Source organism: Mucilaginibacter sp., assembly GCF_025359345.1.
Taxonomy (GTDB): domain Bacteria; phylum Bacteroidota; class Bacteroidia; order Sphingobacteriales; family Sphingobacteriaceae; genus Mucilaginibacter.
This window is the reverse complement of sequence record NZ_JANYGQ010000032.1, coordinates 1-22,352: the sequence shown is the minus strand read 5'-3', so window position 1 is coordinate 22,352 and position 22,352 is coordinate 1. Positions and strand designations below refer to the sequence as shown.

At 40.9% G+C, this 22,352-nt stretch carries 28 protein-coding genes and 1 pseudogene; 7 read left to right on the top strand and 22 right to left on the bottom strand.

Annotated elements, in window-relative coordinates:
• Positions 1–36: 36 nt before the first annotated feature.
• From Q0R52_RS20525 to Q0R52_RS20515, 3 genes are all read left to right on the top strand, one after another.
• Entirely contained in the window at positions 37–216 is a 180-nt protein-coding gene (locus Q0R52_RS20525) for a hypothetical protein (protein ID WP_295797838.1), read from the top strand.
• 211 nt (positions 217–427) lie between these two features.
• Positions 428–679 (top strand): hypothetical protein, encoded by a 252-nt coding sequence (locus Q0R52_RS20520; protein WP_295797835.1) that lies wholly within the window; start codon positions 428–430, stop codon positions 677–679.
• A gap of 107 nt (positions 680–786) precedes the next feature.
• On the top strand, positions 787–1,026 hold the full coding sequence (locus tag Q0R52_RS20515; RefSeq protein WP_295797833.1) for a hypothetical protein: 240 nt from the start codon (positions 787–789) through the stop codon (positions 1,024–1,026).
• Between the two features lie 17 nt (positions 1,027–1,043).
• Here the strand turns inward: Q0R52_RS20515 and Q0R52_RS20510 are convergent, their stop codons facing one another.
• Positions 1,044–1,643 carry a chemotaxis protein CheB gene (locus tag Q0R52_RS20510; protein WP_295797829.1) on the bottom strand — a complete coding sequence of 200 codons (600 nt, stop codon included), beginning with the start codon at positions 1,641–1,643 and terminating at the stop codon, positions 1,044–1,046.
• A gap of 219 nt (positions 1,644–1,862) precedes the next feature.
• Positions 1,863–2,060, bottom strand: a complete 198-nt coding sequence (locus Q0R52_RS20505) for a hypothetical protein (protein ID WP_295797827.1) — start codon at positions 2,058–2,060, stop codon at positions 1,863–1,865.
• Between the two features lie 171 nt (positions 2,061–2,231).
• Here Q0R52_RS20505 and Q0R52_RS20500 point away from each other — a divergent pair, with 171 nt between their 5' ends.
• Entirely contained in the window at positions 2,232–3,452 is a 1,221-nt protein-coding gene (locus Q0R52_RS20500; RefSeq protein ID WP_295797823.1) for an IS4 family transposase, read from the top strand.
• A 58-nt stretch (positions 3,453–3,510) separates the two neighbouring features.
• On the opposite strand, the gene Q0R52_RS20495 is transcribed toward Q0R52_RS20500, so the two are convergent.
• From Q0R52_RS20495 to Q0R52_RS20410, 18 genes are all read right to left on the bottom strand, one after another.
• Positions 3,511–4,569: a DUF932 domain-containing protein gene (locus tag Q0R52_RS20495; protein WP_295797820.1), complete on the bottom strand. Its 1,059-nt coding sequence runs from the start codon at positions 4,567–4,569 to the stop codon at positions 3,511–3,513.
• Positions 4,553–4,753, bottom strand: a complete 201-nt coding sequence (locus Q0R52_RS20490; RefSeq protein ID WP_295797817.1) for a hypothetical protein — start codon at positions 4,751–4,753, stop codon at positions 4,553–4,555. The genes Q0R52_RS20495 and Q0R52_RS20490 overlap by 17 nt, the downstream gene beginning before the upstream one ends.
• 206 nt (positions 4,754–4,959) lie before the next feature.
• Positions 4,960–5,541: a hypothetical protein gene (locus tag Q0R52_RS20485; protein ID WP_295797813.1), complete on the bottom strand. Its 582-nt coding sequence runs from the start codon at positions 5,539–5,541 to the stop codon at positions 4,960–4,962.
• 576 nt (positions 5,542–6,117) lie between these two features.
• Positions 6,118–6,297 carry a histone H1 gene (locus Q0R52_RS20480; protein WP_295797811.1) on the bottom strand — a complete coding sequence of 60 codons (180 nt, stop codon included), beginning with the start codon at positions 6,295–6,297 and terminating at the stop codon, positions 6,118–6,120.
• 59 nt (positions 6,298–6,356) lie between these two features.
• The gene (locus tag Q0R52_RS20475; protein WP_295797808.1) at positions 6,357–7,631 is read right to left on the bottom strand and encodes a hypothetical protein; all 1,275 of its coding nucleotides are present in this window, start codon (positions 7,629–7,631) and stop codon (positions 6,357–6,359) included.
• Positions 7,632–7,635: 4 nt separating this feature from the next.
• On the bottom strand, positions 7,636–8,703 hold the full coding sequence (traM, locus tag Q0R52_RS20470; RefSeq protein ID WP_295797807.1) for a conjugative transposon protein TraM: 1,068 nt from the start codon (positions 8,701–8,703) through the stop codon (positions 7,636–7,638).
• Between the two features lie 29 nt (positions 8,704–8,732).
• The gene (locus Q0R52_RS20465; protein WP_295797805.1) at positions 8,733–8,948 is read right to left on the bottom strand and encodes a hypothetical protein; all 216 of its coding nucleotides are present in this window, start codon (positions 8,946–8,948) and stop codon (positions 8,733–8,735) included.
• Positions 8,945–9,568: a conjugative transposon protein TraK gene (traK, locus tag Q0R52_RS20460; protein WP_295797803.1), complete on the bottom strand. Its 624-nt coding sequence runs from the start codon at positions 9,566–9,568 to the stop codon at positions 8,945–8,947. The genes Q0R52_RS20465 and traK overlap by 4 nt, the downstream gene beginning before the upstream one ends.
• A gap of 41 nt (positions 9,569–9,609) precedes the next feature.
• Positions 9,610–10,797 (bottom strand): conjugative transposon protein TraJ, encoded by a 1,188-nt coding sequence (gene traJ / locus Q0R52_RS20455; RefSeq protein WP_295797800.1) that lies wholly within the window; start codon positions 10,795–10,797, stop codon positions 9,610–9,612.
• Between the two features lie 2 nt (positions 10,798–10,799).
• Positions 10,800–11,435: a TerB family tellurite resistance protein gene (locus Q0R52_RS20450; RefSeq protein ID WP_295797797.1), complete on the bottom strand. Its 636-nt coding sequence runs from the start codon at positions 11,433–11,435 to the stop codon at positions 10,800–10,802.
• Positions 11,436–11,447: 12 nt separating this feature from the next.
• Positions 11,448–12,140 (bottom strand): hypothetical protein, encoded by a 693-nt coding sequence (locus Q0R52_RS20445; protein WP_295797795.1) that lies wholly within the window; start codon positions 12,138–12,140, stop codon positions 11,448–11,450.
• On the bottom strand, positions 12,127–12,807 hold the full coding sequence (locus Q0R52_RS20440; RefSeq protein ID WP_295797792.1) for a conjugal transfer protein TraI: 681 nt from the start codon (positions 12,805–12,807) through the stop codon (positions 12,127–12,129). The genes Q0R52_RS20445 and Q0R52_RS20440 overlap by 14 nt, the downstream gene beginning before the upstream one ends.
• A gap of 63 nt (positions 12,808–12,870) precedes the next feature.
• On the bottom strand, positions 12,871–13,248 hold the full coding sequence (locus Q0R52_RS20435) for a hypothetical protein (RefSeq protein ID WP_295797791.1): 378 nt from the start codon (positions 13,246–13,248) through the stop codon (positions 12,871–12,873).
• 18 nt (positions 13,249–13,266) lie between these two features.
• A complete protein-coding gene (locus Q0R52_RS20430; RefSeq protein ID WP_295797788.1) occupies positions 13,267–15,768 on the bottom strand; it encodes a TraG family conjugative transposon ATPase in 2,502 nt (833 codons plus the stop codon).
• A complete protein-coding gene (locus tag Q0R52_RS20425; RefSeq protein ID WP_295797783.1) occupies positions 15,765–16,088 on the bottom strand; it encodes a DUF4133 domain-containing protein in 324 nt (107 codons plus the stop codon). The genes Q0R52_RS20430 and Q0R52_RS20425 overlap by 4 nt, the downstream gene beginning before the upstream one ends.
• The gene (locus Q0R52_RS20420; protein ID WP_295797781.1) at positions 16,085–16,432 is read right to left on the bottom strand and encodes a DUF4134 domain-containing protein; all 348 of its coding nucleotides are present in this window, start codon (positions 16,430–16,432) and stop codon (positions 16,085–16,087) included. Before Q0R52_RS20420 ends, Q0R52_RS20425 begins: the two co-directional genes overlap by 4 nt.
• A 67-nt stretch (positions 16,433–16,499) precedes the next feature.
• Positions 16,500–17,042: a hypothetical protein gene (locus Q0R52_RS20415; RefSeq protein WP_295797778.1), complete on the bottom strand. Its 543-nt coding sequence runs from the start codon at positions 17,040–17,042 to the stop codon at positions 16,500–16,502.
• A gap of 157 nt (positions 17,043–17,199) precedes the next feature.
• Positions 17,200–18,072 carry an RteC domain-containing protein gene (locus tag Q0R52_RS20410; protein ID WP_295797776.1) on the bottom strand — a complete coding sequence of 291 codons (873 nt, stop codon included), beginning with the start codon at positions 18,070–18,072 and terminating at the stop codon, positions 17,200–17,202.
• 261 nt (positions 18,073–18,333) lie between these two features.
• On the opposite strand from Q0R52_RS20410, the gene Q0R52_RS20405 reads away from it, so the two are divergent.
• Genes Q0R52_RS20405 through Q0R52_RS20395 form a run of 3 tightly spaced genes read left to right on the top strand, consistent with a single transcriptional unit; the run spans position 18,334 to position 20,716 of the window.
• Positions 18,334–18,918, top strand: a complete 585-nt coding sequence (locus tag Q0R52_RS20405; protein ID WP_295797771.1) for a Crp/Fnr family transcriptional regulator — start codon at positions 18,334–18,336, stop codon at positions 18,916–18,918.
• Between the two features lie 47 nt (positions 18,919–18,965).
• The gene (locus tag Q0R52_RS20400; RefSeq protein ID WP_295797769.1) at positions 18,966–20,393 is read left to right on the top strand and encodes a hypothetical protein; all 1,428 of its coding nucleotides are present in this window, start codon (positions 18,966–18,968) and stop codon (positions 20,391–20,393) included.
• 11 nt (positions 20,394–20,404) lie between these two features.
• A complete protein-coding gene (locus Q0R52_RS20395; RefSeq protein ID WP_295797768.1) occupies positions 20,405–20,716 on the top strand; it encodes a hypothetical protein in 312 nt (103 codons plus the stop codon).
• A gap of 113 nt (positions 20,717–20,829) precedes the next feature.
• On the opposite strand, the gene Q0R52_RS20390 is transcribed toward Q0R52_RS20395, so the two are convergent.
• Both Q0R52_RS20390 and Q0R52_RS20385 read right to left on the bottom strand, forming a co-directional pair.
• Complete coding sequence (locus tag Q0R52_RS20390) at positions 20,830–21,882, bottom strand: serine hydrolase domain-containing protein (RefSeq protein WP_295797765.1); 1,053 nt, start codon at positions 21,880–21,882, stop codon at positions 20,830–20,832.
• A gap of 224 nt (positions 21,883–22,106) precedes the next feature.
• Positions 22,107–22,352 (bottom strand): annotated as a pseudogene (locus Q0R52_RS20385) (hypothetical protein); the annotation flags it as partial.

Genomic DNA, 22,352 nt, shown 5'->3' with positions numbered 1-22,352 from the left:
AGCCGATTTTAAATCAAAAAAATAAACAACATAGAAATGACAAAGCACGAAAAAAAAGTCTTAAAAATAAAAGACAGAAAAAGATTTTCAGGACCTTTAAATGACGGCATAAACACGCCTGTCCCGGATATAACCTCAACGCGGGTATTTTCAGCAAGTGAAGCCGCTTTATTAAAACAAGCTGAAAATCCATTAGGTGATCCGCATAAGGTTTAACACCCCTTTGATCACGGTAATTAATTTTCGTAGTACGATTTTTGCAGGGTAATGTATGTACTTGGTAATAACCCTTTAAATTATGATCGCAATTAAATATACCGCCCCTGTTATCACTTCAGAGGCTATCCTATTGGTTACGCTACCGAAGCAAAAAAGGCCGCGTATCAGCGGTCCTGTCAATAAATAATCATGTATTAAGCTTTTACTTATGAAAAGTTTCACAGTAATTATTTCGATATACAATTCGGCAATGGATTTTATTGTAACCTGCATAGGTTCCAAACCTTATCGTTTCAAAGTGGAAACGATCATTGGCGAACCTCATGCGACCGTGTTAAAACTTCTGCCAGGACATAAATGGGTTGCAGAGCACGTTTCGATGAAGTATTTCACCAAAGACAACATCAGGAGATTAGGTTTATTGATCGAGGGCGAAAAGCCTAAATGGGCTTTGGGCTGATTATTCCTAAATTTAGTCCATACAATAATAAACGCGCTGAATAAGCTACAGTTATTTTAGCATAAGCTTGCTACAAATCATTTTGACCTGTTATTAAATTGTAACGAATGCGTTATGAAATCCTATTAGCCGACGGCGCTGTATTATTGTTGCAAATCACAACTGCAACTTTTAAAACGTGGAAAGTATGGAAAATTCAATTTACAGATGGCCGGGAAGCTATGCTTTATAAATGCGGTGATGAATGGGTACAACGAAATGAAGACCAACTCGACAATTCTGCTATCATAGCCATAGGGAAATGTATTGATGGTATCGGCAAAAAAAACGATATAATGACCGTTTGATAGATTGGTAAGCGCAATCAATTTTTTATTTTCTCTTCTTTAACTTGTGAAATGCCGATACGGTCTATAATCTTCCTGACGATCTCTTTAGGTGAAAGAATATAATCAGGATGCTCCTGTTTTACAATCGAGTTAGGCATATACGGAAACTCCGCCGTTTTCGGGTCTTGTACCATAACCAAGCCCCGGTTAATTGCTATTTGCCTTACGCCTGATAGGCCATCCTGGCCGCAACCTGATAAGACTACCCCTATAGCTTTTTCCTTTGCATCTATTGCTAACGAGGAAAAGAAAACATCAATGGCATTGTTAACTATTTCGTTAGACCGGCGTTCTCTTAATATAAACAAGCCGTCTTTTACCGTCATGATTTTATTTTCAGGAAGCAGGTAAATCGTATTTGATTGTAACCGAAGCCCATGAGACGCACGGACGATAGGTGTGTTGGTGTATTTTGAAAGAATAATATCCAGATTACTTTTATAGTTAGCAACCAGGTGAGGCACCAATACAAATGCAGCATTGGCTTTGACAGGTATAATAGAAGATATATCCTTTAGGGGAGATAATCCACCTGCCGAAGATCCGATAGCTACTATAAAAAAGTCATAGGTCATTTTGACAGTGAATTTTAAACACACTAATTTATTTAAAATAACCAATATTTTAAAAGCGTATTTACGGCCTATCAGGGCACTTATAAGAAGTTTTCGAGCACTTAAAACGCGGCAAAAACCGCTTATTGCAGGCCGCTAATTTGCTAATAAGGCACCTATAAGGGGGCTTCCTGCCTCTTTTTTAACGTAAATAAGGCTTTATATGCCTATGAATTTAAGTTAAGCAGGGGGGCTTATATCCATCGCCTGTTGATTATTGTCAATAACGCTTTTAAGCATATTTCTTGCAAGGCTGATTTCAAAATCATCTATTTTAGTAACCCTTAAATTTAAACTGTTTATTTCATCAAGCTGTTTAAGGCATATTGAAATAATTTTCAAAGCCTTAAAATCTGTTTTATCTGCTAAAATGCTCATAACGATTAATTTATAAAGGGGGTGTTTAGCCAGTCATGGTCGGAAGATTTTTCTTCCGACTTTTTTGTTTTAAAAAGCTCTATATATTTTAAATAATTGACTGATTATCAATTATTTAATTTGTTATTACCATATTAAATTGTTATCTTAAAGGCTGACAATCAATAAGATATGGCAGTTTTCAAGGATCATAAAATAAACATCAAATACCTCTTAGGGTTCATTCCTGAAGCGCTGATAGTAAATTTGTCGCTAACCACCAAGATTGATCATTACGCCAAGGTATTGCACGGGAAAAAGATGTTTTATTTGCTGCTCTATGGCATTTTGGACAACGAGAAACTTAGCCAGCGAACATTGGAAGATACCTTCAATGATTCAGTATTCAAGGTGCTTTTCAATCTTGATGAAGATGAAAGTGTACGACGAATTTCTATTTCGGAAAGGCTATCAAAAATAGACCCGGGCTATTTTAAGCAGATATACGATTGCATTTACGATCAGTTTTCCGAGTTGTACACCTTGACAGAAAGGCAGAAATATAACTTGATCCGTGTGGATAGTTCCATAGTTAGTGAGACGGTTGGCAAACTTGTGGAAGGCCTGGACAACCAAAGCGGTAAGAAGGCGGTTAAATATAGCATTGCTTTTGATGGCGTTTTACCCTGCCATTCCAATGTGTTTACCTCAGCAAGCTATGGCAGTGAAGATATTGCGTTGCCGGAGGCGATAATGGATCATGTTAAAAAAGAAACCAACCACCAGAATATTTATGTGCTGGATAGAGGTTTGCAATCAACAAGAGCAATGAAAAGCTTTAGTACGGCTGCTGTGACATTCATTTGCAGGGCCAAAGAAAACAGAAAATTTGTTGAACTGGAATCATTTGTTACTGTAAATCAGGATTTAGACCTGGGTGAATCCAAACTACTCAGGGATTGCAGGATTCAATTATACACAGGTATTTCAGTAAAAAACAAGATTGGAAAGAAGTATTATAAACAAGAACTGGTAGACAGCCATTTTCGTCTTGTTATTATAGAAAGCAAAGTAGAAGATGGTAAACAATATTGGTTTTTAACCAATGATTTTAAGCTCTCTGCAAAAGAAATTGCGCAGGCATACAGGCGAAGATGGGATATAGAGGTATTCTTTCGGTTTTTAAAACAAGAACTTAATGTAAGCCACCTTGTTTCGTTAAACACGAATGGAATACAGGTAATGTTATATATGACCTTAATAGTTGCGATGTTGGTATTAATGTATAAAAAAGCAAATAATATAGGTTACAAAACAGCCAAAAGACGGTTTGCAATGGAAGTAAGGGATTTGGCCATTGCTTTAATTGTAGTGCAATGTGGTGGGAATCCCGACCTTCTTTTTAAAACATAAAAAAATGGCCGGAATTTCTTCCGACCATGACTGGTGTTTAGCCCCCTGTTAGTTATTGTTAGTTTAAAGTATTACCATGTTTGGCAAATTCAGTACATAAATCAAAGGCGGTTTGACTGCGTTGCAATCCAGTCCCATACATGATGCTTTTAAATTTGCTTTCATCGTCCTTGAAGTTTCGGACATTCTGAAAGTAGCCCGTAACTGCATTGTAAGCCCCAAACAAAGTTCCTTTTGTGGTCGCTTCCTGTTGTGTTGGGCTGGTTAGGGCATATTCCATAACGCTACTCACCATATTATTATAGGTGGTGCTTAATTCGTCCTGCTTCCCGTTTTGCAGGTTTTGTAATACTTCCTTATTCGGCGCCATTGCAATTTGTATCAAATGCTTGACGGCATTATCTGTAATACGGATTTTTGACCAATGGTTAAACACTTCTTCCAGTTCGTCGGCTAACTGGTTGGTAATCCCTAATAATTGATGTGCTTGTTTTAGCCTTTCGTTTGCGCTGGCGGTATGCCGTATTTTAATGCCGTTGCTATGGTTACGCATGGCAGCGTTTAAAGTATTTGCACAAACTATTCTTACAGGGGTAAAAGCTGCGGTAATACTGCCGTAACCATCGTGCGAAGTGGTTAAAAATAAATACTGCTCTATTAAATCATCCTTGCCCACCCGGATATAATCGGGCAGTTTAGCGGTAATAAAAATACGCTCCCCTTTGCCTAACGCCCCGGCAGTTTCGTATAAAATCCCGTCTTTACCGCCTACAATACTATCGAAAAATTCAAATGCGTTAACATTCTGTACCACTTCGTAATCTTTACCAACTACGCCCAAAACCTGTTCGGTATCGTTGCGGATGGTGGCGTAAAAGTCCGGCACTTCAATTTCGGGTATTAAAATATCCGTTTCGGGGTCGCCTGTATGATTTTCGGTATCATACGTAAACAAAGGGCGTTTTTCAACGGTGTAGTTTAACCCTGCGTATATGATAGCTTCTGCGCTTGTCGGATAGTCTGTAATGATCTGCCCTAAGTTGTGCCAGGCTTTTTCCTTAACCGAAAAAAAACTGTGCTTTTCTGTCTGCTCGTTATAATTAAGATTGTGTGCCATTGCTGTTTTTGTTTAATTGTTCTTTATTCAGTTTAATAATCTCTGTTTCCAATACTTCCACATTTTCGGTACTGCCGATGGTGTATTGTGTTTGGTTTTCCAGTTCTTTCATAGCATCCTGTATATGTTGATGCTTGGTGCGGATAACCACTTTAATAAATAGAAATACGGTGTCTTTCATCATCTTATCAGTTGTAATTATTAATGAAATCGTTTAACTCGGAATTGAAAACTGCGGGGTTTTCATTTGCTAATTGCTGTGCATAACCATCCCAAAAAATTTGGTTGGTTAATTCGATAAATAATTCTAACATTGTCTTAGCTTTTAAGAAAATAGAAGTTTTTAAAAACGCTCCCTGCAATTCAGATGCAGGGGGCGTTTTCCATTAATTAAGCGGGAATAATGATACCTGCTTCAATCTGCGCCAGTTTGTCTATACAAAGGGCGTTCACATACTGCGTTACATGAAAAATGATTACCGGGTTTTTAGTGGTAAAGCTTTTGCCCTTGTCATCTGCAATGGTTAGTTCGCACCGGGAATAATTGGTTATCCCGCTTTCTTCGGCTTCATCCTTTTGGTTAACCTCAAAAGCTTCCAAACTTTGGATGGTATCCATTAATTTATCCCGTTGCACTTTACGGCGGTGCAGTTCTTCCACTAATTTTAACGTACCCTCTAAATTCATTACAGGTTTAGCGGGTTTTACTTCCTCGGCAACTCTCTTTGGTTCTTCTGCCTTTGGCTGTTCTGCCACAATTTTGGGGCTGTTCTCTGCCTGTACTATTTCTTTAGGCTGTTCGGTTGCCTGTACAGGTGCGGGGGTTTCCGCTTTCTTCGGTTCGTCTTTTTTGGCTTCGCCGTTTAAAGTACTTACTGGCAAATTGCTTGCTTTTGCAGTTACATTATTGTTACCTGTGATATTTGCCCTGTTATTGTTAATCCCTGTTGTTTTTACTTCTGCGGTTTTCATAATTTCTAATTTTTAAATGTTTCTAATAAATTCAGTAATTGCCCTAATGAGGCGTTTTGCAATGGCGGGGCGGTCTGTTCGCTCCGCTGTTGGGCTGTGTGTGGTGGGCTTCTGCCGTTTGCTGTTTTCATGGTTGCTTTTCTTTTTAAAGTCAGTCGGCAGGGCCTCCTGGCTTTTTGTTAAGCAACCTCACCTGAACACAAGCCCTTTGTAAGGCAAGACTTTGCGAAAAAAAATACTCTTGCGAGGAACGAGCAAGGAAGATTTTTTTTCAGCAAACCCGCAGGGCCCCGGTCTTGACGTCAAAGGGCTTGTTCAGAAATTTGCTAACCAAAAAGCCTGGGGGAATTTTAAGAGGTAATAAGGAGCAGTTATTAAAAAAATAAGAAGTGGCGGTAAAAAGTCCGTGTGGTTTGGGTGAGCGCAGGCGATGCCCAAACCGCACGGTCTTTTAAAATGCAGGGAAGCGGCTGAATGAGGGACGAATGAAGCGGCTGGACCTGCTGAGATATAGGCAACAAAAAGCCCGGACACTTTTCAGGCCGGGCTTCAGGCTCCAACACAGCTAAAGGCTGTTTATTTTGCTTTGCTTTTGATTTCTGTTACTTCCTTACGAATATCGGTCGCAGCAACTTTAATTTGCTGTAAAGCATTGCGCAAACGCCTGCCTGCTGCACTGTTACCTTTTTCATAGAACGCCTTTGCATCATTTTCTACAGATGTTACCAGGTCTTTTAATTCTTCAAACTTTTTCATGCTGTTAGATTTTAAATTGAATTTATAAATTATTTGATTAGTTCTTTACCGGGGTATCCTTAAACACCCATTCCCTGGCTTTCGGCCATTTCTTTACCCTTACTTTGGCCTTTGCCCTGGTTCAGTGATTGATCTATTTTAGGCTCTTTTAAGAATTGCTCCCTTTTTTCCGGCTTGCCGTTTTCCTGGTAAAGGTTGATTTGGCTGTAACGGGGAACGGCCTCGACAAACATTTTGACTTCCTGCCCGTCTTTTACGGTAGTGATTAAGGGGCGGTTGCCGTTTTTCAATGAAGTTTCCAATGCTTCCTTTTTCGCTGGGTCGTTCAATTCTTTGATATTGAATTTATCTAAAGTATTGGCCAGGTTGAACCCATAAGACGGATCATGGTACTGGTTAGTGTAAAAATTCTGGTGGCGGTCTTTAGCAGTATCCATATCTAATTTGACCCATGCCTTATAAGTAATCCCTGCAACGTTCGCCATGTCATCCCGGTAAACCGCACGTCCCTGTATCAAATTTGCGGCCTGATCGGCGGTAAAGCCCTTTCCTTTATCCACGTAAAAGGTTTGCGTTACGGATGGTGTTTTGAAAGTGCGTTGAAACTCTTTGGCGACATAGTTTACCTTTCCGTTTTCCATTGTGGCCAGCTTGGTACGGTTTTTTTCATCCTTGCCGGTAGCTAATTCACTGTTGCCTTTCTGCTCTTTAAAAAATGCGATGGCTTCCGAAACGTTTTCCAGCTTCTTAACCATGTTCTTTCCGGCCCCATCTGGCGAAACAACCATATATTTCTGTCCGTCTTCCAATGGCTTGCCCTGGTTGAGGGCCACTTCAAATTTGTTAAAATAATAATACTCCGATTGCCCGGACTGTTTGAAATGCAGAGTAAGGTCAACCTGACCCCTGGCACCTGCAACATGGTCATTAAGGGTAAATTCAGGGATACCCTTTTCCATGTTCTTTTCCATTTCGCTGATGACCTTATCCTTAAAGGCCAACGCTTTTAATTCCTCTTTGAGGTTTTCTAAATTGTTTAAATTCATGTCAATCTTGTTTATGGTTAATAGATTCGCTTGTTTGATTTCTTCCAGTAACTGGTCGGCGTGCCGGTAGTAAATTGGGTAGTCCGCGTCCCCCGGTAGGTAATTATTTCCTGCCGCATTGTCGAGGTAGTCTAAAGCCTCACCGAGCTTTTCAAAAAAACTCAACTGGTGGGGCTGTAGTTCCATATCCTGCGGTCGCAGTTCAAACACGACATGCGCAAGCCCGACATCTTGTGCGTCTTCCAGCAGGGTGATGATCTTTTCAGCATATTTGGTTTCCAGTTGCATGGGGTCATTTATTATTTCGGAGCAAGACAGTTACACCGCCTTTTAGCTTTATCCTGATCTTCTTTACCTTTTTACCCAATAATCCTTTGGCAGCATTTATACCGGCGGTAGCCGCTTGCGTTGATACCGATTGATCCATGCTTAGAAACTCCATATTTTCCAATGCGCCGTTTGCGCCGTCCCCGGCAGCTCCGCCTAATTCCGCTTCCGGTGCATTAATGCCCTGCATCCCATCCAGTGAAAAGACCGTCAAATTGACCGGGAGAATGGATGTGCCCAAGCGGATATTTTTAATATCCAACAACAGCCGCTGGTTTGTAACCGTGCAGGAGCCCGATAAAGATTGCCCTTTTGGAAAAGTCACGCCATTTATTCTGATGGTGTCCTGCAATCGTAGTTTCACTACGCCGCCGTTTATCACTTTTTGGTTACCGTCAATCATGGCGGGAATGGCTTTAAAGGCACTGTCTTTTGAAACAGGTTTATCCGTTTGCTTTGCTTTGGCTAAACCCGGATTTTGTATTTGCATGATCTTGTCGAGCATCGTATTTAGCTGCTTCATTTCCGGGTCGGGGGTATTTCCCCGTTCCTTGCTTTTAATAAGCTTTTCCATCCTGTCCAAATCAGGTGAAGCGGAATTTGTATTTGAATAATTGTTGGGATAATGAGCCAATGGTTCGGGTTGGCTGATCTGCCTGTTAATCTCTGCCAACTTTTGGTTGATCTTTGTTTCGTTAACCTGTGCGCTATGGGTAGGTAATGATTTATTGGTTTGCCCTTGTCCTGAAGTATCCCAACCTAACGCGGCAAAGGCATTGCCACTGGCCCGCGATTTAGCAGCAGCGGAATCCCGCATAGCTTTATCATACAGCGCCATTTTATCCTGCGCTTTCTCGTGCTGCAACTGTGCTCCGGGTAGGGTGGTATTTAACCCTTTGCTGATTTGTTGATTTCCGTTTGCAAGATTTCCCTTGCCGCCGCCGAGTGCATAAAAGGCTAATGCCAAAAAGGGCAATAGCAGCAGTGGTAAGACCAGCAGCATTTTTCGTTTTCTTTCTTCCTGTGTTTTCATGGAATTAATTTTTTTAGGTTAATAATAAATTATAAGATCGCTTTACATATCAGATAAAGACTGCCGCCGCCAAACAGCAGGCAAATAATGACCAGGAACAATACCTGTTGCCGCCTGTTAAATTGAATGGTACGGCTATTCAGCCAATCGGCTGTATTCGACTGCAATTCCGAAAGGCGGCTGATAGCTTTTGCCGCCAGCGGGTTCGGGCTGTAATCCCTTTGCTTTCTGCGAAAAATTCTCATGGTTGCGTGTTTTTTACTTGTTCATCCTTGTTTTCCAGCGTTTCCCATTGTTCTATCAAAAACCCATGCGGGTTATTGTCGCTCCGACTGACATTCCGGAGATAACCTTGTGTTACTAAATTCCTGGTCGTTGTTGATGTAGTGCGGATCAGTTTTTCGGTCGCAAAGCATTTAAAGGCGTATGGATATACTTTCATATCCAATGAAATACTGTCTATTGCTATTTGCTGGCTGATATTACCGGAAACGATGTTTGAATAATAACCGGCTTCCTTTAAATCATCATATTGCCTTTTTGCGCTTTCATCGGCCAAATACAAAGCTTTGGTGATTGTAGCTTGTATGGCTTTTTCATCCGGGTCAAGCGTGAAGAAATCTTCGTGAAACATTTTAATATGATCGCGTGCCTCTACGGGTATATTTTGCTTACGGTCGGATGCGATAGCTTCCAATGCCTTGCCATTGGCAAGGATATAAATGTGTGCCTTGTAATTATCCGAACTCTGATAACTTTTATAAATGGCAAAGCAGGAAATAGCTATACAAGCTGCAATTAACAAGTAGCTGAATAGCTTGATATGCTTGAATGCGGTGTCGATATTTCTGAATTGATTGAACATATTGATTGGGATTACACTGATTAATTAATGATTGCACCGATTTATTTCCCGGATAGTTTGTCTTTTTGGTAATTGCTTCCGGAATTTCCACTGTTGTAGCCTGCCTTAAAATCGCCTGGCGCATTTAGTATGTTACTCCGGGTTTGTTCCATCCGGCCACCTACTGCTGATGCCGCGCTTATGGTTGTGCTTACCGTTGTGGATGCCACATTGTTTACCTTACTCAATAAACCGTTTCCCCCATGTGCATGAATTACATAATTAGCCACACTCGGAACGGAGAAGTACCCCACAATGCCAATGCAGAGGAAAATCAGGTAACAGGTATCAGTTGGACTGAAAAAGGTATCACCGGCGCTTTGAATTTGGCTTATATCCAATTGGAGCATTTGCTGCTGTACTTTACCGATGATGCTGCCGAATATGTTTGCGATGGGCAACCATAAAAATATATTGATATACCGGGCAACCCATTGGGAGAGGGTATGCTGTAAGCCGTCAAAGACAGAAAAGCCAAATACCAGCGGGCCTAAAATGGCTAAAACGATCAAGTAAAAAGTTCGTATGGTATTGATACAAAGAATAGCTGCGGCATAGATCACCTGCAAAATCTCACTCATCCATTCCTTAATACTGTTCTTAAAATTGTAAGAAGCCTTATCCATCATAAACTTAACATCATTTCCCAGGCTGGAAAATGTTCCCTCGTTTTGATCATTCGGGTCATCAGGGTGAGCGTATTTGTACCATTTATCGCGGTCGCCGTTGCCGTCATCGCCCACGTACATTTGGTAGCTTGAACTGTTTTTAATAGCATCTTCCTTTTGTTTTAATAATAATGTGATTGAATTATTGGAATCTGTCACCATAGCGGCGGTCGCCGAAACGATAGGCTGCATAATGCCGTTCATCAGCGAAATGACCATTGGAAACAGCATCACCGCCATGCCCAAAGCGAACGGGCGCAAAAGCGGGTAAAAATCCAGCGGCTCCGCATTGGCAATCTGCCGCCATACGCGCGAAGCGATATACCACAAAGCCGCAAATCCCGCTATGCCCTGCGCCGCCCCAATCAGGTTGCTGCACATGGGTATCATTTGGTTATACACATTGTCAAGTATGGGTTGCATACCTTGCAGGCTCGATGTGATGTCCTGTGCCTGACTTTGAGTGGCAGTAAAGAGTAGCAGTAGCACTCCTATACTTGTATAAATTAACTTTCGTTTCATGATTAATAAAGTTTTTGAAGTGTGTTTACATCATTTTGTGCCTTTTCCCGTTGCAGGGAAAGGATAGCCACCTGATTATCAAAGCTTCGCAGGAAAACCAGTTTGTTTTGTGTGTCTGAATAGATTTGGTCAATAGTTTGCAGTCGTTCCGCATCAGTCATGCGTAGATTACCGGCGGTAATTACATTGGCAAGCGTTGTTAAATTGTTCAGGCTTTGGGTGAGCAATTGGCTGAATACCTGGTTCATATAAATCAGTTCCTCCGCGTAAAAGTGTCCCCCCGCATTAGCTTGCCGCAACGTAGATTTATACTCCGAAACAATACTTGCCTGTTCTTCAATTATATCAGCAATGCGGCCGTATTTCCTGACTTCCGGGCTTACTGCCATCAAGCTGTTCAGGAAGGCTGAATGTATATTGAAGTTCCCCTGTGAGATGTCTTTTACCTGGTTGTACCCCTGCGTTAACAAAGTGTAACCTGTTTTCATATCGGTAAGGATTGCTTTAAACTGTGTTAACTTTTCAATATCCAGTACCAGTTGCTGTACATCCTGCGCGGTTGAAGCTTGGGCGTTGGCCTTATGTGCTGAAACTGTTATCCCACCCGTTAGTATTAGTATGATGATGATTTTTTTCATGATGATTGTTGTTTAAGGATTAATGCCGTAAAGCTTTTGTAGCGTGCTGTTACTGTTACTGTCGTTAACCCTTTGCACCGCCAACACCCGCACTTTAGTACAAAACGAGCAGCTAAAAATGTACTTGTCTTTGATGGATGCCGTTACCTTATTAATCCTTTTAATGCGTTCATCATCGGACATGGTCAGTTTACCAGGCGTTAATACTGCTTGCAATTCCTCCAAATCTTTATTGCATTCTGACATCAGGCTTTGCGCTACATTTTGGATATAGGCTTGTTCTGCCGCTGATAAACCTGATAAATTACTGATTGCATTAAACTGGCTGATAATGCTTTGCTGTTCATATTGAATGGCGGTCATATCCGTGCTGTTTTTTACCAGCGGGTTAACCTGGCTTAACGAATTATAATAGCCCTGGTGCAGGCTATATTCACTCCCTGAAAAGTTCTTAATGGAACTTAACTCGCCGCTAACGATATGATAACCCTGTTTCAAGGAACTTTCGCAAGCGGATAAAGCAGAAATTTGTTGTATCAGATATTTGACCTGCGTTTTACCCTGTGCAAACCATTCGTCGAAAGACTGCGCTTTTGCAGGCTGAAAGCTGAAAGCGCAAAGCATAAAGCACAACCCCAAACCCCTAAAGGGGCTTAAAAAACCTTTCAGCTTTAACCTTTTGCCTTTTACCTTAATTGATTCCATAATATTTTTTAAGTGTTATTACCTCATTTTCATCGCCGGCCCGTTGCAGGCTTAGTATTTCGTTTTGATTGTTGAATTGCTGCATGTCGTTGTAATTACTATCCATGTGGTCGGCGGACTTATTGATGATCTCCATTCTTTTGGCATCCGGCATCTGTGTTTTATTAGGATTGATTACCAGCAGTATTTGATCTAAGTCTTTGACGCTTTCCTGTAATATGCCGGAATAGACGTTGCTCATATAAGTGAGTTCGTCGGCTGTAAAGTGTTTGTCCGATTTTAGCAGGTTCCACGCATGATTATAGGAATTGACCAGCGCAACTTGCTTTTGGGTCATTTCACTTATTCGCGAATAATAGGCTATGGCGGTTTTAATTTGCCATAGTTCCTGGTAATAGGAACTAAACAGGTCTTTTTGCTTTTGTGACCAGTCGGATATTTCCGTTAGTTTCAATTTGGATAACTGGTTTTCTAACGCCTTTTGAGCATTTTGCAGCCAGATCGTTTGGTTCTGCATACTTTGTACATGCAAGTCAATTGCACGTATGACCCTGCCTACTGTGGATGAAATAACCGATCCTACTATAAATTGAGCATCTGCACCCTTAGGTATAGATATAAAGATTGTCATTGCGGAAATTGGCAGAATGACCATATATTTTTTCATAATAAACCCCCTTTAATCACCCGTTAAGGATGATTATTCTATTTTGATGGTTAATAAACTTTGTTAATTGATCTTTTTGTATTCGCCTTTTGAGTTAATGATTAAAACCCGTTTTGCCGGGTCAAACCTGAAAACTTCACCGTTAATGGTTTCGTTGAGTAGCTGCGTTTGCGGGTCAAATACGCCGTTCAGTTTGCTAACTTTGTGGTGTTTGGGCAGGAACTTTCCGTCACGGATGGCCTGGTAAGTAGTATTTCTTGTAATGAAATAAGTATTATTACCCGCCAGGGTAATTGTTAATGTGTCTTCCGCCTGTGCATATTCACCTTTTGCTGAGTTTATATACGTGCCGGGTATAAAGGCTTTTACACTGTCGCTTTGATTTTGGCAAGCTGATAAGCCGATGATGGCTAACGCTAATACTAAATAGGCTCGTTTCATAGTTTTAAGTTTAATTTGTTATTTTCTTTTGTCCTTGATTTCCTGTGCCAGCACGGTAATGCCTTTTTGAATACTGCCGTATTTTCGGGCGTACTCCTGTACTTTAACTTTTTCGCTTTCCTCGGTGGTGTAGGCCAAATATTCCTCGGGGGAAACTTCCGTCCGGTAAACCTTGCTGTATTGTCCGCCCAGGGATATAAATACCTCTTTGTACTTGCGCTTCGGGTCGTTTGCCTTGTTCATCGAAAGGATCTGCGCCTTTTCTTTTTCAGTCAATCCTAAAAGTTCCTGTATTTGGTCGAACTTGTTCTGATATTTTGATTGGTCTAAAAGGATTTTGCAGTCTGAATTATTGATAATGGCCTGCTTAACCACTGGCGAACTGATAATGTCCTCGACTTCCTGCGTAACCACTACAGCTTCACCAAAGAATTTTCTGACCGTTTTAAAGAGGTATTTGATGTATTCAGCCATGCCCTCTTTGGCGATAGCTTTCCAGCATTCCTCAATTAAGATCATTTTGCGGATGCCTTTTAGCTTGCGCATCTTGGAGATAAATACTTCCATGATGATAAGCGTTACCGCAGGGAAAAGGATGGGGTGGTCTTTTATAGAATCAATTTCAAAAACTACTAGCCTTTCATTAAGTAGATCAAGGTTTTCAGTCGCATTCAGCAAATAGTCAAATTCACCGCCCCGGTAATACGGGTTAAGCACGTACAGGAAATTTCCGATGTCAAAATCTTTTTCCTTTACCTTACCATCTTCCAAAACTTGTAAATATTCCTCCTTTAGGTACTCATAGAAAGTATTAAAGCAGGGAAAGATGTCAGGGTATTTAACCAGGTGCTGAAAGTACCCGGTTAGTGCGTTGGATAAAGCCACATATTCCGACCTGCGGAAAGTTTCATTGTCTTTTTTCCATAAGGCCAGCATTAGGGTTTTGATACTTTCCTTTTTCTCGGTGTCCAGTATATCGCCGTCTGATAAATAAAAAGGATTGAATTTGATTGGGTCATTTTCCGAATAGGTGAAGTAATATCCACCCACTAAATCGCATAATCCTTTATAGCTGTGCCCTACGTCCACCAAAACAATATGGGTGCCTTGCTCGTAGTAGGCGCGTACCATGTGATTGGTAAAGAAAGATTTGCCTGATCCACTCGGCCCTAAAATAAACTTGTTGCGGTTGGTCGTAAATCCCTGCTGGATAGGTTCATCAGAAATATCTACATGCACCGGTTTGCCGGAAAGGCGGTCGCCCAACCGGATGCCAAAGGGACTGATACTATCGCGGTAATTCGTTTCGAGATTAAAAAAACAAGTTGCCTGTTCCACGAAGGTATCAAAGGTGTCGTTCATCGGAAAGTCTGCTTCGTTGCCTGGTAATCCTGCCCACCAAACCTGCGGTGCACCGTCGGTTTCCTGTTTGGCGGTGGCATCCATTTGCGCCATAGCTGAACCGACTAAATTCTTTAGGTCTTTAATTTTGGCTGCACCATCCGACCAGGCCAATACATTAAAATGTGCTTTGACAGGTAAACGTTGCTCCCCGATAGCTTCATTTAAAAAATCATTGCAGGCATCCCGGCCAATTTCATTTTCCCTCGAATAAGCGGACAGGGATTGCAACCGTAATTTCTTTGCTTCGAGCCTTTTGATCGTTTTTTGTGCATCCTCGATAAAAATGTACTGGTTATAAATGTGGTTACAATTCAATAACTGGCCTAACGGACTGGCAAAACCAATGCTGAATTTTGTTTTATCGGTGCTGTATTTATCATAATTTATACGGCTGCCACAAAGCGCGGGCAGGTCTTCGGCATCCGAAAGGGTGTACAACTCGCAATGCTGGTCGCCAACCTTTATTTCATCTTTTAAATGAATGTCCCTGATAACGGATTGCTGGCCGGAGTTCAGTAAAAAGCAAAATTGCTCTATAATACCCGGCTGGTTTGCTGTTCCGGCCAATTCATCATCATTTAGCCTGCGCATCGAAACAAACCCACTGTCGGTCAGGATACGTTCAAGCTGGCCTGTGCAGTCCAGAAAATCCTTATATAAGACAGGATTAATGGTTTGTTGCGGAACGATAGATTTGCGCAGGATATTGCTGTAAACCGATGAGGCCAGCTTGCGGTCATTCGGCTTCTTGGTAAGGAATATATAACAGCGGTGCGCGAGGTAGGGCCGTTCATTAAAAAATCTTTCACTTGAACGGGACAGGAAACTTTTATCGGTCTTTTCAAAATTCGCCTTATAAGCAGCTTCGGTAAACCAATCCTGTTTGTGAAAAATGCTGAATTGTGGTAACACCTTGATCGCTTTTACCCATGCCTGATGATAGGCTTCGTAATCCCGGTCAGACAATGAAAAAATATCCGGTAGCCCGGCTTCGTAGGCAATAGTGATGTCGCCATTTGCCGAAAGGATAGCGGCATTTTCTACTTTGCTCAATGGCCATATATCGGCACCTCTTATTCCTCCGTTTGTTGGAAAACTGTTTCTGCTTCTATTCATGATAAGGTTTTTAATTGAGTGAATAAGCGGCGCGAACTGAACCATAGGTATTTTGGCAATTGTTTTTTGGCAAAATATTTCATCAGGCCATGTTCGCCGTATTTGTGGCTTAACCGGAATACGATAAGGAACAAGGCTGTCCCTAAGCCTAATATCACTGGTAGTATAACAAAAAGGCTTAGGCCGCAGATATACAAGACGGCAAAGCTGACCAATAGTGAAACAAGCCCTACGGCCAAATATGCGATGTATTGTGCCCGCAAACCTTTAAATTCAATCGGCTTGTTAATGCCCTTGTTAATGTGATATACGCTGCTCATAACCCGAAAAATGATTTGATTACAGTGGCTACCACGACTAAGAAAATACATGAACCAAACCAGGCTGCGGCCACCTTGTTAGTATCCGGTTCGCCGGCATTCCATTTGTTGAATACTTTGATGGCCCCCACTATGCCGACAACTGCGCCGATGGCATACATGAGGCTGCAACCGGTGTCAAAATAACCCTTGACCATTGTGGTTGCTTGCTGAATGCCAGCGTTGCCATCCTGGGCCATTGCATTTAAGGCATCGAGTAACAAGGAGTAGGCGTTGACTATGAAAGCAAGCAACAATAGTTTAGCGATATATAACTTTTTGGGACCTATGAATTGACTTTTCATGATGATTCTAATTTTTAGGATTACACTAATTAGAAATTGATTAAACAGGGTTTAAAAGGTGTTTAGATTATATCCAGAGTTTGTCCAATTCCTCGTTTGAAATTTCAAAGGCCAGGTTTTCACGGATATAATCGTTTAAGGCTTGCTGATTAGCGGTGTTCCTGATTTTAGGATACTTGGAGCTTACCAAACCAAACAGCGATATGAAATCTTCCTTATCCCCATGCTCTGTATCCAGGATATGAAAGATCCTTTTCAGTTCTTCCAACACATCAGGTATTAGTCCTAAAGCTGTGTCCCTGTGGTCATCTTGAATTGCAGTTTCCTTAACATTCGGTGCAAAGCCGAATTGCGACATACTCAACCTGCTCATTCCCTCGGGCATAACAGGCTTGCCTATCAAATTTTCTTCATCGGCTAAAGGGTCGTTGTCAAAGTCTTCATCCCATGCGTGGGTCAACGGTTCGGGCTGCATGGCAGGCGGACGGTTGCCGCTTATAAAATCATTTAATTCTTTGCGGTAAAAGAGAAGGATAACCACCGCATACCAGGTGATGGTAAGGATTAGGGCAGCGACTAAAAAGGCTTGCCATGTGAAATAGTGTAACATAATATTTTACTTTTATCCCGGCACCCTATTGTGCCGTGATTTACAAAAGCAAATTTTCAACAACCCCAAAATCTTTACTGAACCATTCAGGGATACCTTAACAATAAATGTTAAATCGTTTAAAATCTGATATTTATGCGGTTTACTATTTTGTTCTTTATTTGTTGTTTCCCCTGTCCGGGTCATACCCATCTTCCTTATCTAATTTATGGATGATGCTTTCTTTCATTTCATCGAGGTATTTTGTTCGGCTAAGCCGTTTTCTGCGCCTGAGTTCAGCCAAACGTTTGGACGGCACGCCTATGCTGACCTGGAACTTTTCTTCCAGCCATCTGAAAATTTCGGATAGACTGGCCGTACCGTTCCTGACTTGCCCCGTATTGAAAAAACCGATACCGACTTCAGCAAGGTTGATGGTATCGCCCGTCCAGTTCATTTCTCCGGGATCGTTTCCAATCTGATAAGGGGTAAGCGGGTTTTTCTTCAGAAACATTAGCCTTTCGGTAACCCATTCCTGCAAGCCCTCAAAAGCCTTAAACTTGGAAAAAAGGTAACCGCAACTGGTGCAAAATTCAGGGTCGAGATCAGGGACGTTTGGTAGGAGTACACTTTGAACATCGACACCTCGCACGAAATACAGGGTATCCAGTTCAACAGCGCCGAGTTTATAGTATTGGTAAAGAAAGGCATATTGCCGGAAAAAACGTTCGATGTAGTGTAGCTCCCGTTGCAGGTAAGCAACTTGCTTTTCCAGGTCACCGAATGGCAAATCGGCCTCGATGGTATATAATTCCGTATAATAAATTTGCCACTGGTAAAATGCGGGCTTGGTAAACTTGAAGATGAGTATTTCCTCTTCCTTGTTTTCAACGGGATATTGTGTGATATATCCCCTTAACTTTTTAAGGGCTTCCCTAATGAGTTTTAAGGCGCTCGTGAGTTTCTTGAATGGATCTTTGATTTGTAATACTACTTGTTCCAAATCCTGCTCTAATTGTTTTGAAAGCCGGGTACTTAATTCCTGAATCATATTAGCTATATTTTAGGTAAGCCCTGACACGCCTGTTCACTGGCAACAACTTTTCACTTAGGCAGGAAAATAAGTAGCAGTTTATCCATAGGCTAATCCATTTTTTCGGTTAATTCAACGAACTGAAATCTTACAAGGGCAATATTTTAAACATTCGGGGGTTAACTAATAAGTACCAATTGTAATTTTAAAGAAAAGTACTATCGCCTGAATAAGCCTTGATAAATATCAAAATCGTTTTAACTAAACAGTTTTTGCTTTATGGATGCCGATTTGCTATTACAAACACTTACATTCATTGCTCCGTTATCAGCCGGATTGCAGCAGGCATTCGCAGGCTATATCACTGAGGATCATTATCCTAAAAAACATCTTTTACTTACCGAAGGCCAGACCGCGAAAAAGATCTTTTTTATTAAAGAAGGATTTGCAAGGGCCTACTATTACACCAAAGAGGGTAAGGAATGTACTTCCTGGTTCATGGGCCAGGGAGACATTATGATCTCTATCTATAGCTTTTTAACCCAACAGCCAGCAGCAGAAAGTATTGAAATACTGGAGCATAGCGTAATCCAATCTATGTCTTGGACTGATTTACAAGCTATTTATGCCGACTTTAAAGAGTTTAATTATATAGGCAGGATAGTTACAGAGAAATATTATATACAAAGCGAAGAAAGGTCAATTTTGCTTCGGACGCTTTCAGCAAGAGAACGGTACGAATTACTACTTAAATCCCACCCTGGTATTTTGAAAAAAGCATCAATGGGGCAAGTAGCTTCTTACCTGGGAATAAGCCCTGAAACCCTAAGCAGGGTACGCGGTAAAAAAGGAATTTTGACATAAGTCAAAAATTAACCAATGCAAACCCGTTCTAAAATCAATGAAAAGCTATGAAAACGAAATTAATTTCAATGCTACTCTTATTGAGTATGATTATTTCCTGTAAAAAAGACCAGCAGTCGGTCAACTCAAAATCAGCTTTACAAAACAGCGATTCGCTTCAAACGCTATCACTCGCACAAGTTAAAGATTGGTACGGCAAAAATGCTTCTACACCATCAAATACCAATAGCTTGAATGCAACAAGTACGGCAGGTTCAAATAAAACGTTTGCACTATCTTCCGTACCGTTTGCCTGGGAAAAGGCACAATCGGTTAATAATACAAAAGGGAATTACTGGCTTGTTTATTTAGATGGTCAACCTAAATTTAAAAACGTAAAACAAGGATACCGTAAACTGGCCTTTATAAGAGATTCAACAGGGAAAATTCAATCCAGAATTTTAGAAATTATTCCCGATGCCATTTACCTGCAACGGAAACAGAAAGCGACAGTCGCTGATTTTACAGGCCGGGTATTTATTTATGACCAAAATTATAAATTAATTAGTGGGGATGTCTATGGGAATGGTAAACTGATGGGCAAAATTAAACCTAAGCTGACTTCTTCTGCAACAACACAAACCAGTACAACACAGCCATCAAAATTTCAAACCGATGAGGTTTCTGTTCAACAGGATTGTCAATGGAATGACAGCAGTTACATTGACGGTGATGGGGTGTTTACCGTCTATTCAGAATTAGACTGCACTACAACGATTTATGATGATGGCGGTGGTAGTGGCGGTGGTGGTGGCTACACTGGAAGCACAGGGGATGCAGGCGGTGGCGGTGGCGGAACGGGCAGTAGTTCAAGCCCTGCATCGCAACCATCTAATTTGCCCGGCGAAAATAAAGATGCGGTTAATCCAAAAGCTTTAATGAAGTGCTTCGGTAACATCACTGATCCGAATGCAAAAATGACTGTAACGGTTTACGTTGAAGAACCCTGGCCAGGAACGTCATTTGACATCGGGCCAAATAGCGTTGGTCACGTTGCTATTGGTCTTACCAAATCAAGCGGGAGCACTTCAATAACACAAACTGTTGGATTTTATCCTAATGCGACGGGTTACGCCAAACTTAATGCTCCTTCCAAAATTGTGGATAATGGTGGAGATTTAAATTATAATGTAAGTATAAGTTACTCGGTAAGTGCAACCCAATTTAATCAAATTACCAACTATGTAGCTAATCCTCCAGGTACTTATGATTTAAATACTTTTAATTGTACCAATTTTGTAAGTAGTGCTTGTCAGGCAGGCGGCATCACAATACCGGATGCGATGGGAGTGGTTGGATTGAACGGTGCTACCATGTCATTAGATAAGGCTATGACACCAGCACATCTGGGCGGCAGTATAGAAGATATGAAAGGTCAAAGCAATGTAAATACGACTGGTGGTTATACACCAAATAGCAGTGGCCCATGTAATTAACATCCATAATTATGAAAAAGATACTGATCATTATAGTGGCAATTGTTATAATTAGCAACCTACCATTGTTTAACTTCTTTTTTCAGGAGAACTACACCTATAGTAATATTGACGGCAGTTTTTATTACAATGAAGAGGGGGGCAAAGGGAAATCCTTTGAGGGCTGCCAGCGAAAATATGCCTACTTTTTAGAAACTCATCCCGATATTAAAGATAAAACCCTCTATAGGACTTTTACCATAAAGCCCTGGCGATTTTGGGAGTGGTATCAGATGATTTTTCACCATAAGAGGTTTAGCCTAACTTATTTGGAAGAAAAATAAGAAATAATCCATTATAATATATAATTTGCACTTATCTAAATGCAAGCAACTCGCTTGCTCTTGTGATAAGGTTTCCTCTAAAAATACAAAGGGAACCTTATCAAAATAAGCATCTATTTTGAACCAGCTTTGGACAGTGATTGGTAGGATTTACCATCTAAAATTGCCTGTATCGCGGTTGCGATGTCATAAACATTTCCCTGCCTTTGGTTGGATAGGATGATTATTGTCCTTCCCTTAGTAGCATCTGTTAATTCTAAGGCCTGGTAATGTAAGGCTGTACCATCGTGTGTATGAGTAATAACCTTTTCGCCTTTCATACTGCCGCCGCCAAGGCCACATTGCTCATCAGGTCCGGCGGGAGTGATGATCGTACGCGTAGATGCAGGGCTGATCAAGCAGAAATTACTGATACACTGTGACCATTTGTAAAAATCGTCGGTAGTTAGACAAGTCCAGCCGGATATTGGCACTTCAAGCCCATCCTGTTTAAAATCATTATTAAAAGACCGGGCTATTAATGTATCACTGGCAGCTGGGTCTACCACGCCGTTGTTGATACCCGAGGCTTTGAGCATGTTTTGCTGTACAAATTGGTTAAATGGTATACCCGTTACCTGTTCAATTATTTGTCTGCGCAAAAAGGTATTATTATTATTGTACGCATAGCTGCTGCCAGGTTCAAAATCTAATTTTTGCAGCGAATCCAGATTCTTCCAATTATCAGCATCACCGTGAACTGTCTGATACTTTATTTCAGGTAGCCCGCTTGTATACTGTAATAAATTTTTGATAGTAATTTTTTCTGCCCATGCCGGTAAATTCGGGAAAAACTTAGATACCTTATCATTGTTACTTAATTTACCCTGCTCTTGAAGCATCATAATGCCTACTGCATCAAACTCTTTCGCTATCGACCCTATATGAAAACGATATTGCAGGGTAAGCGGAACATTTTTCGACGCATCTGCAAATCCGATTGCCTTTCTAACGATCACTTTCCCGTGATCGGCTATTAATATATTCCCATTGAAAAGGCCTGCTTGATTTGCATCTTTTAAATAAGTATTTATTAAGGAAGCTTTGTCATTTTGTGCAAATGTTCGGGTTCCAATTAAAAATGTTGTTAGAAAAATAAATAAGGTACTTTTATATGATTTATTCATAAACTTTGTTTGTCCTTAAGACGCGGTAAAAGTTTATTCGTTACATGTCTCATTCAATATAAAACCATTACCTGCCATCAAAATCATTAGTTAGCAATATTTACAAGATTAAAAAATAAGTTTCCTCTGCGTTCTCATGGAACAAGCCTGGGTGCTATCTACAGTTTTGGCAGCTTAGGTTTCAGACTTTTTATTCTATTACCTTTTCCGTCCTTTTAATTCGTTTAAATATTATCAGTTTGCGGCCATGATAGTCTTGCAGCATGATACAACGCTGCCTTTGCCTGTAAGTCCACAAAATGAGCAATACCTTTTTCCTGATAAATAGTTAATGTTTCCAATGTTTTATACACCACCTTAAGTAATCTTCTTGCGACAGCGACAATGGCTTTTTGCGCTTTCATACGTTTACGTAATTTATCGAATAAAGCATGCCAATAGGAATCTTTCATGCGAACCGCAGCCCATGC

Excerpts from the sequence above, each read along its gene's own strand:
- Q0R52_RS20415 (WP_295797778.1), bottom strand. The coding sequence starts at position 17,042 with ATGTTACACTATTTCACATGGCAAGCCTTTTTAGTCGCTGCCCTAATC.
- Q0R52_RS20525 (WP_295797838.1), top strand. The coding sequence starts at position 37 with ATGACAAAGCACGAAAAAAAAGTCTTAAAAATAAAAGACAGAAAAAGA.
- Q0R52_RS20505 (WP_295797827.1), bottom strand. The coding sequence starts at position 2,060 with ATGAGCATTTTAGCAGATAAAACAGATTTTAAGGCTTTGAAAATTATT.
- Q0R52_RS20420 (WP_295797781.1), bottom strand. The coding sequence starts at position 16,432 with ATGAAAAGTCAATTCATAGGTCCCAAAAAGTTATATATCGCTAAACTA.
- Q0R52_RS20450 (WP_295797797.1), bottom strand. The coding sequence starts at position 11,435 with ATGAAAAAAATCATCATCATACTAATACTAACGGGTGGGATAACAGTT.
- Q0R52_RS20435 (WP_295797791.1), bottom strand. The coding sequence starts at position 13,248 with ATGAAACGAGCCTATTTAGTATTAGCGTTAGCCATCATCGGCTTATCA.
- traJ (WP_295797800.1), bottom strand. The coding sequence starts at position 10,797 with ATGAAACGAAAGTTAATTTATACAAGTATAGGAGTGCTACTGCTACTC.
- Q0R52_RS20425 (WP_295797783.1), bottom strand. The coding sequence starts at position 16,088 with ATGAGCAGCGTATATCACATTAACAAGGGCATTAACAAGCCGATTGAA.
- Q0R52_RS20490 (WP_295797817.1), bottom strand. The coding sequence starts at position 4,753 with ATGATGAAAGACACCGTATTTCTATTTATTAAAGTGGTTATCCGCACC.
- Q0R52_RS20495 (WP_295797820.1), bottom strand. The coding sequence starts at position 4,569 with ATGGCACACAATCTTAATTATAACGAGCAGACAGAAAAGCACAGTTTT.
- Q0R52_RS20395 (WP_295797768.1), top strand. The coding sequence starts at position 20,405 with ATGAAAAAGATACTGATCATTATAGTGGCAATTGTTATAATTAGCAAC.
- Q0R52_RS20445 (WP_295797795.1), bottom strand. The coding sequence starts at position 12,140 with ATGGAATCAATTAAGGTAAAAGGCAAAAGGTTAAAGCTGAAAGGTTTT.
- Q0R52_RS20465 (WP_295797805.1), bottom strand. The coding sequence starts at position 8,948 with ATGAGAATTTTTCGCAGAAAGCAAAGGGATTACAGCCCGAACCCGCTG.
- Q0R52_RS20510 (WP_295797829.1), bottom strand. The coding sequence starts at position 1,643 with ATGACCTATGACTTTTTTATAGTAGCTATCGGATCTTCGGCAGGTGGA.
- Q0R52_RS20500 (WP_295797823.1), top strand. The coding sequence starts at position 2,232 with ATGGCAGTTTTCAAGGATCATAAAATAAACATCAAATACCTCTTAGGG.
- Q0R52_RS20400 (WP_295797769.1), top strand. The coding sequence starts at position 18,966 with ATGAAAACGAAATTAATTTCAATGCTACTCTTATTGAGTATGATTATT.
- traM (WP_295797807.1), bottom strand. The coding sequence starts at position 8,703 with ATGAAAACACAGGAAGAAAGAAAACGAAAAATGCTGCTGGTCTTACCA.
- Q0R52_RS20405 (WP_295797771.1), top strand. The coding sequence starts at position 18,334 with ATGGATGCCGATTTGCTATTACAAACACTTACATTCATTGCTCCGTTA.
- Q0R52_RS20390 (WP_295797765.1), bottom strand. The coding sequence starts at position 21,882 with ATGAATAAATCATATAAAAGTACCTTATTTATTTTTCTAACAACATTT.
- Q0R52_RS20515 (WP_295797833.1), top strand. The coding sequence starts at position 787 with ATGCGTTATGAAATCCTATTAGCCGACGGCGCTGTATTATTGTTGCAA.
- Q0R52_RS20485 (WP_295797813.1), bottom strand. The coding sequence starts at position 5,541 with ATGAAAACCGCAGAAGTAAAAACAACAGGGATTAACAATAACAGGGCA.
- Q0R52_RS20440 (WP_295797792.1), bottom strand. The coding sequence starts at position 12,807 with ATGAAAAAATATATGGTCATTCTGCCAATTTCCGCAATGACAATCTTT.
- Q0R52_RS20430 (WP_295797788.1), bottom strand. The coding sequence starts at position 15,768 with ATGAATAGAAGCAGAAACAGTTTTCCAACAAACGGAGGAATAAGAGGT.
- Q0R52_RS20410 (WP_295797776.1), bottom strand. The coding sequence starts at position 18,072 with ATGATTCAGGAATTAAGTACCCGGCTTTCAAAACAATTAGAGCAGGAT.
- Q0R52_RS20480 (WP_295797811.1), bottom strand. The coding sequence starts at position 6,297 with ATGAAAAAGTTTGAAGAATTAAAAGACCTGGTAACATCTGTAGAAAAT.
- Q0R52_RS20475 (WP_295797808.1), bottom strand. The coding sequence starts at position 7,631 with ATGCAACTGGAAACCAAATATGCTGAAAAGATCATCACCCTGCTGGAA.
- traK (WP_295797803.1), bottom strand. The coding sequence starts at position 9,568 with ATGTTCAATCAATTCAGAAATATCGACACCGCATTCAAGCATATCAAG.
- Q0R52_RS20520 (WP_295797835.1), top strand. The coding sequence starts at position 428 with ATGAAAAGTTTCACAGTAATTATTTCGATATACAATTCGGCAATGGAT.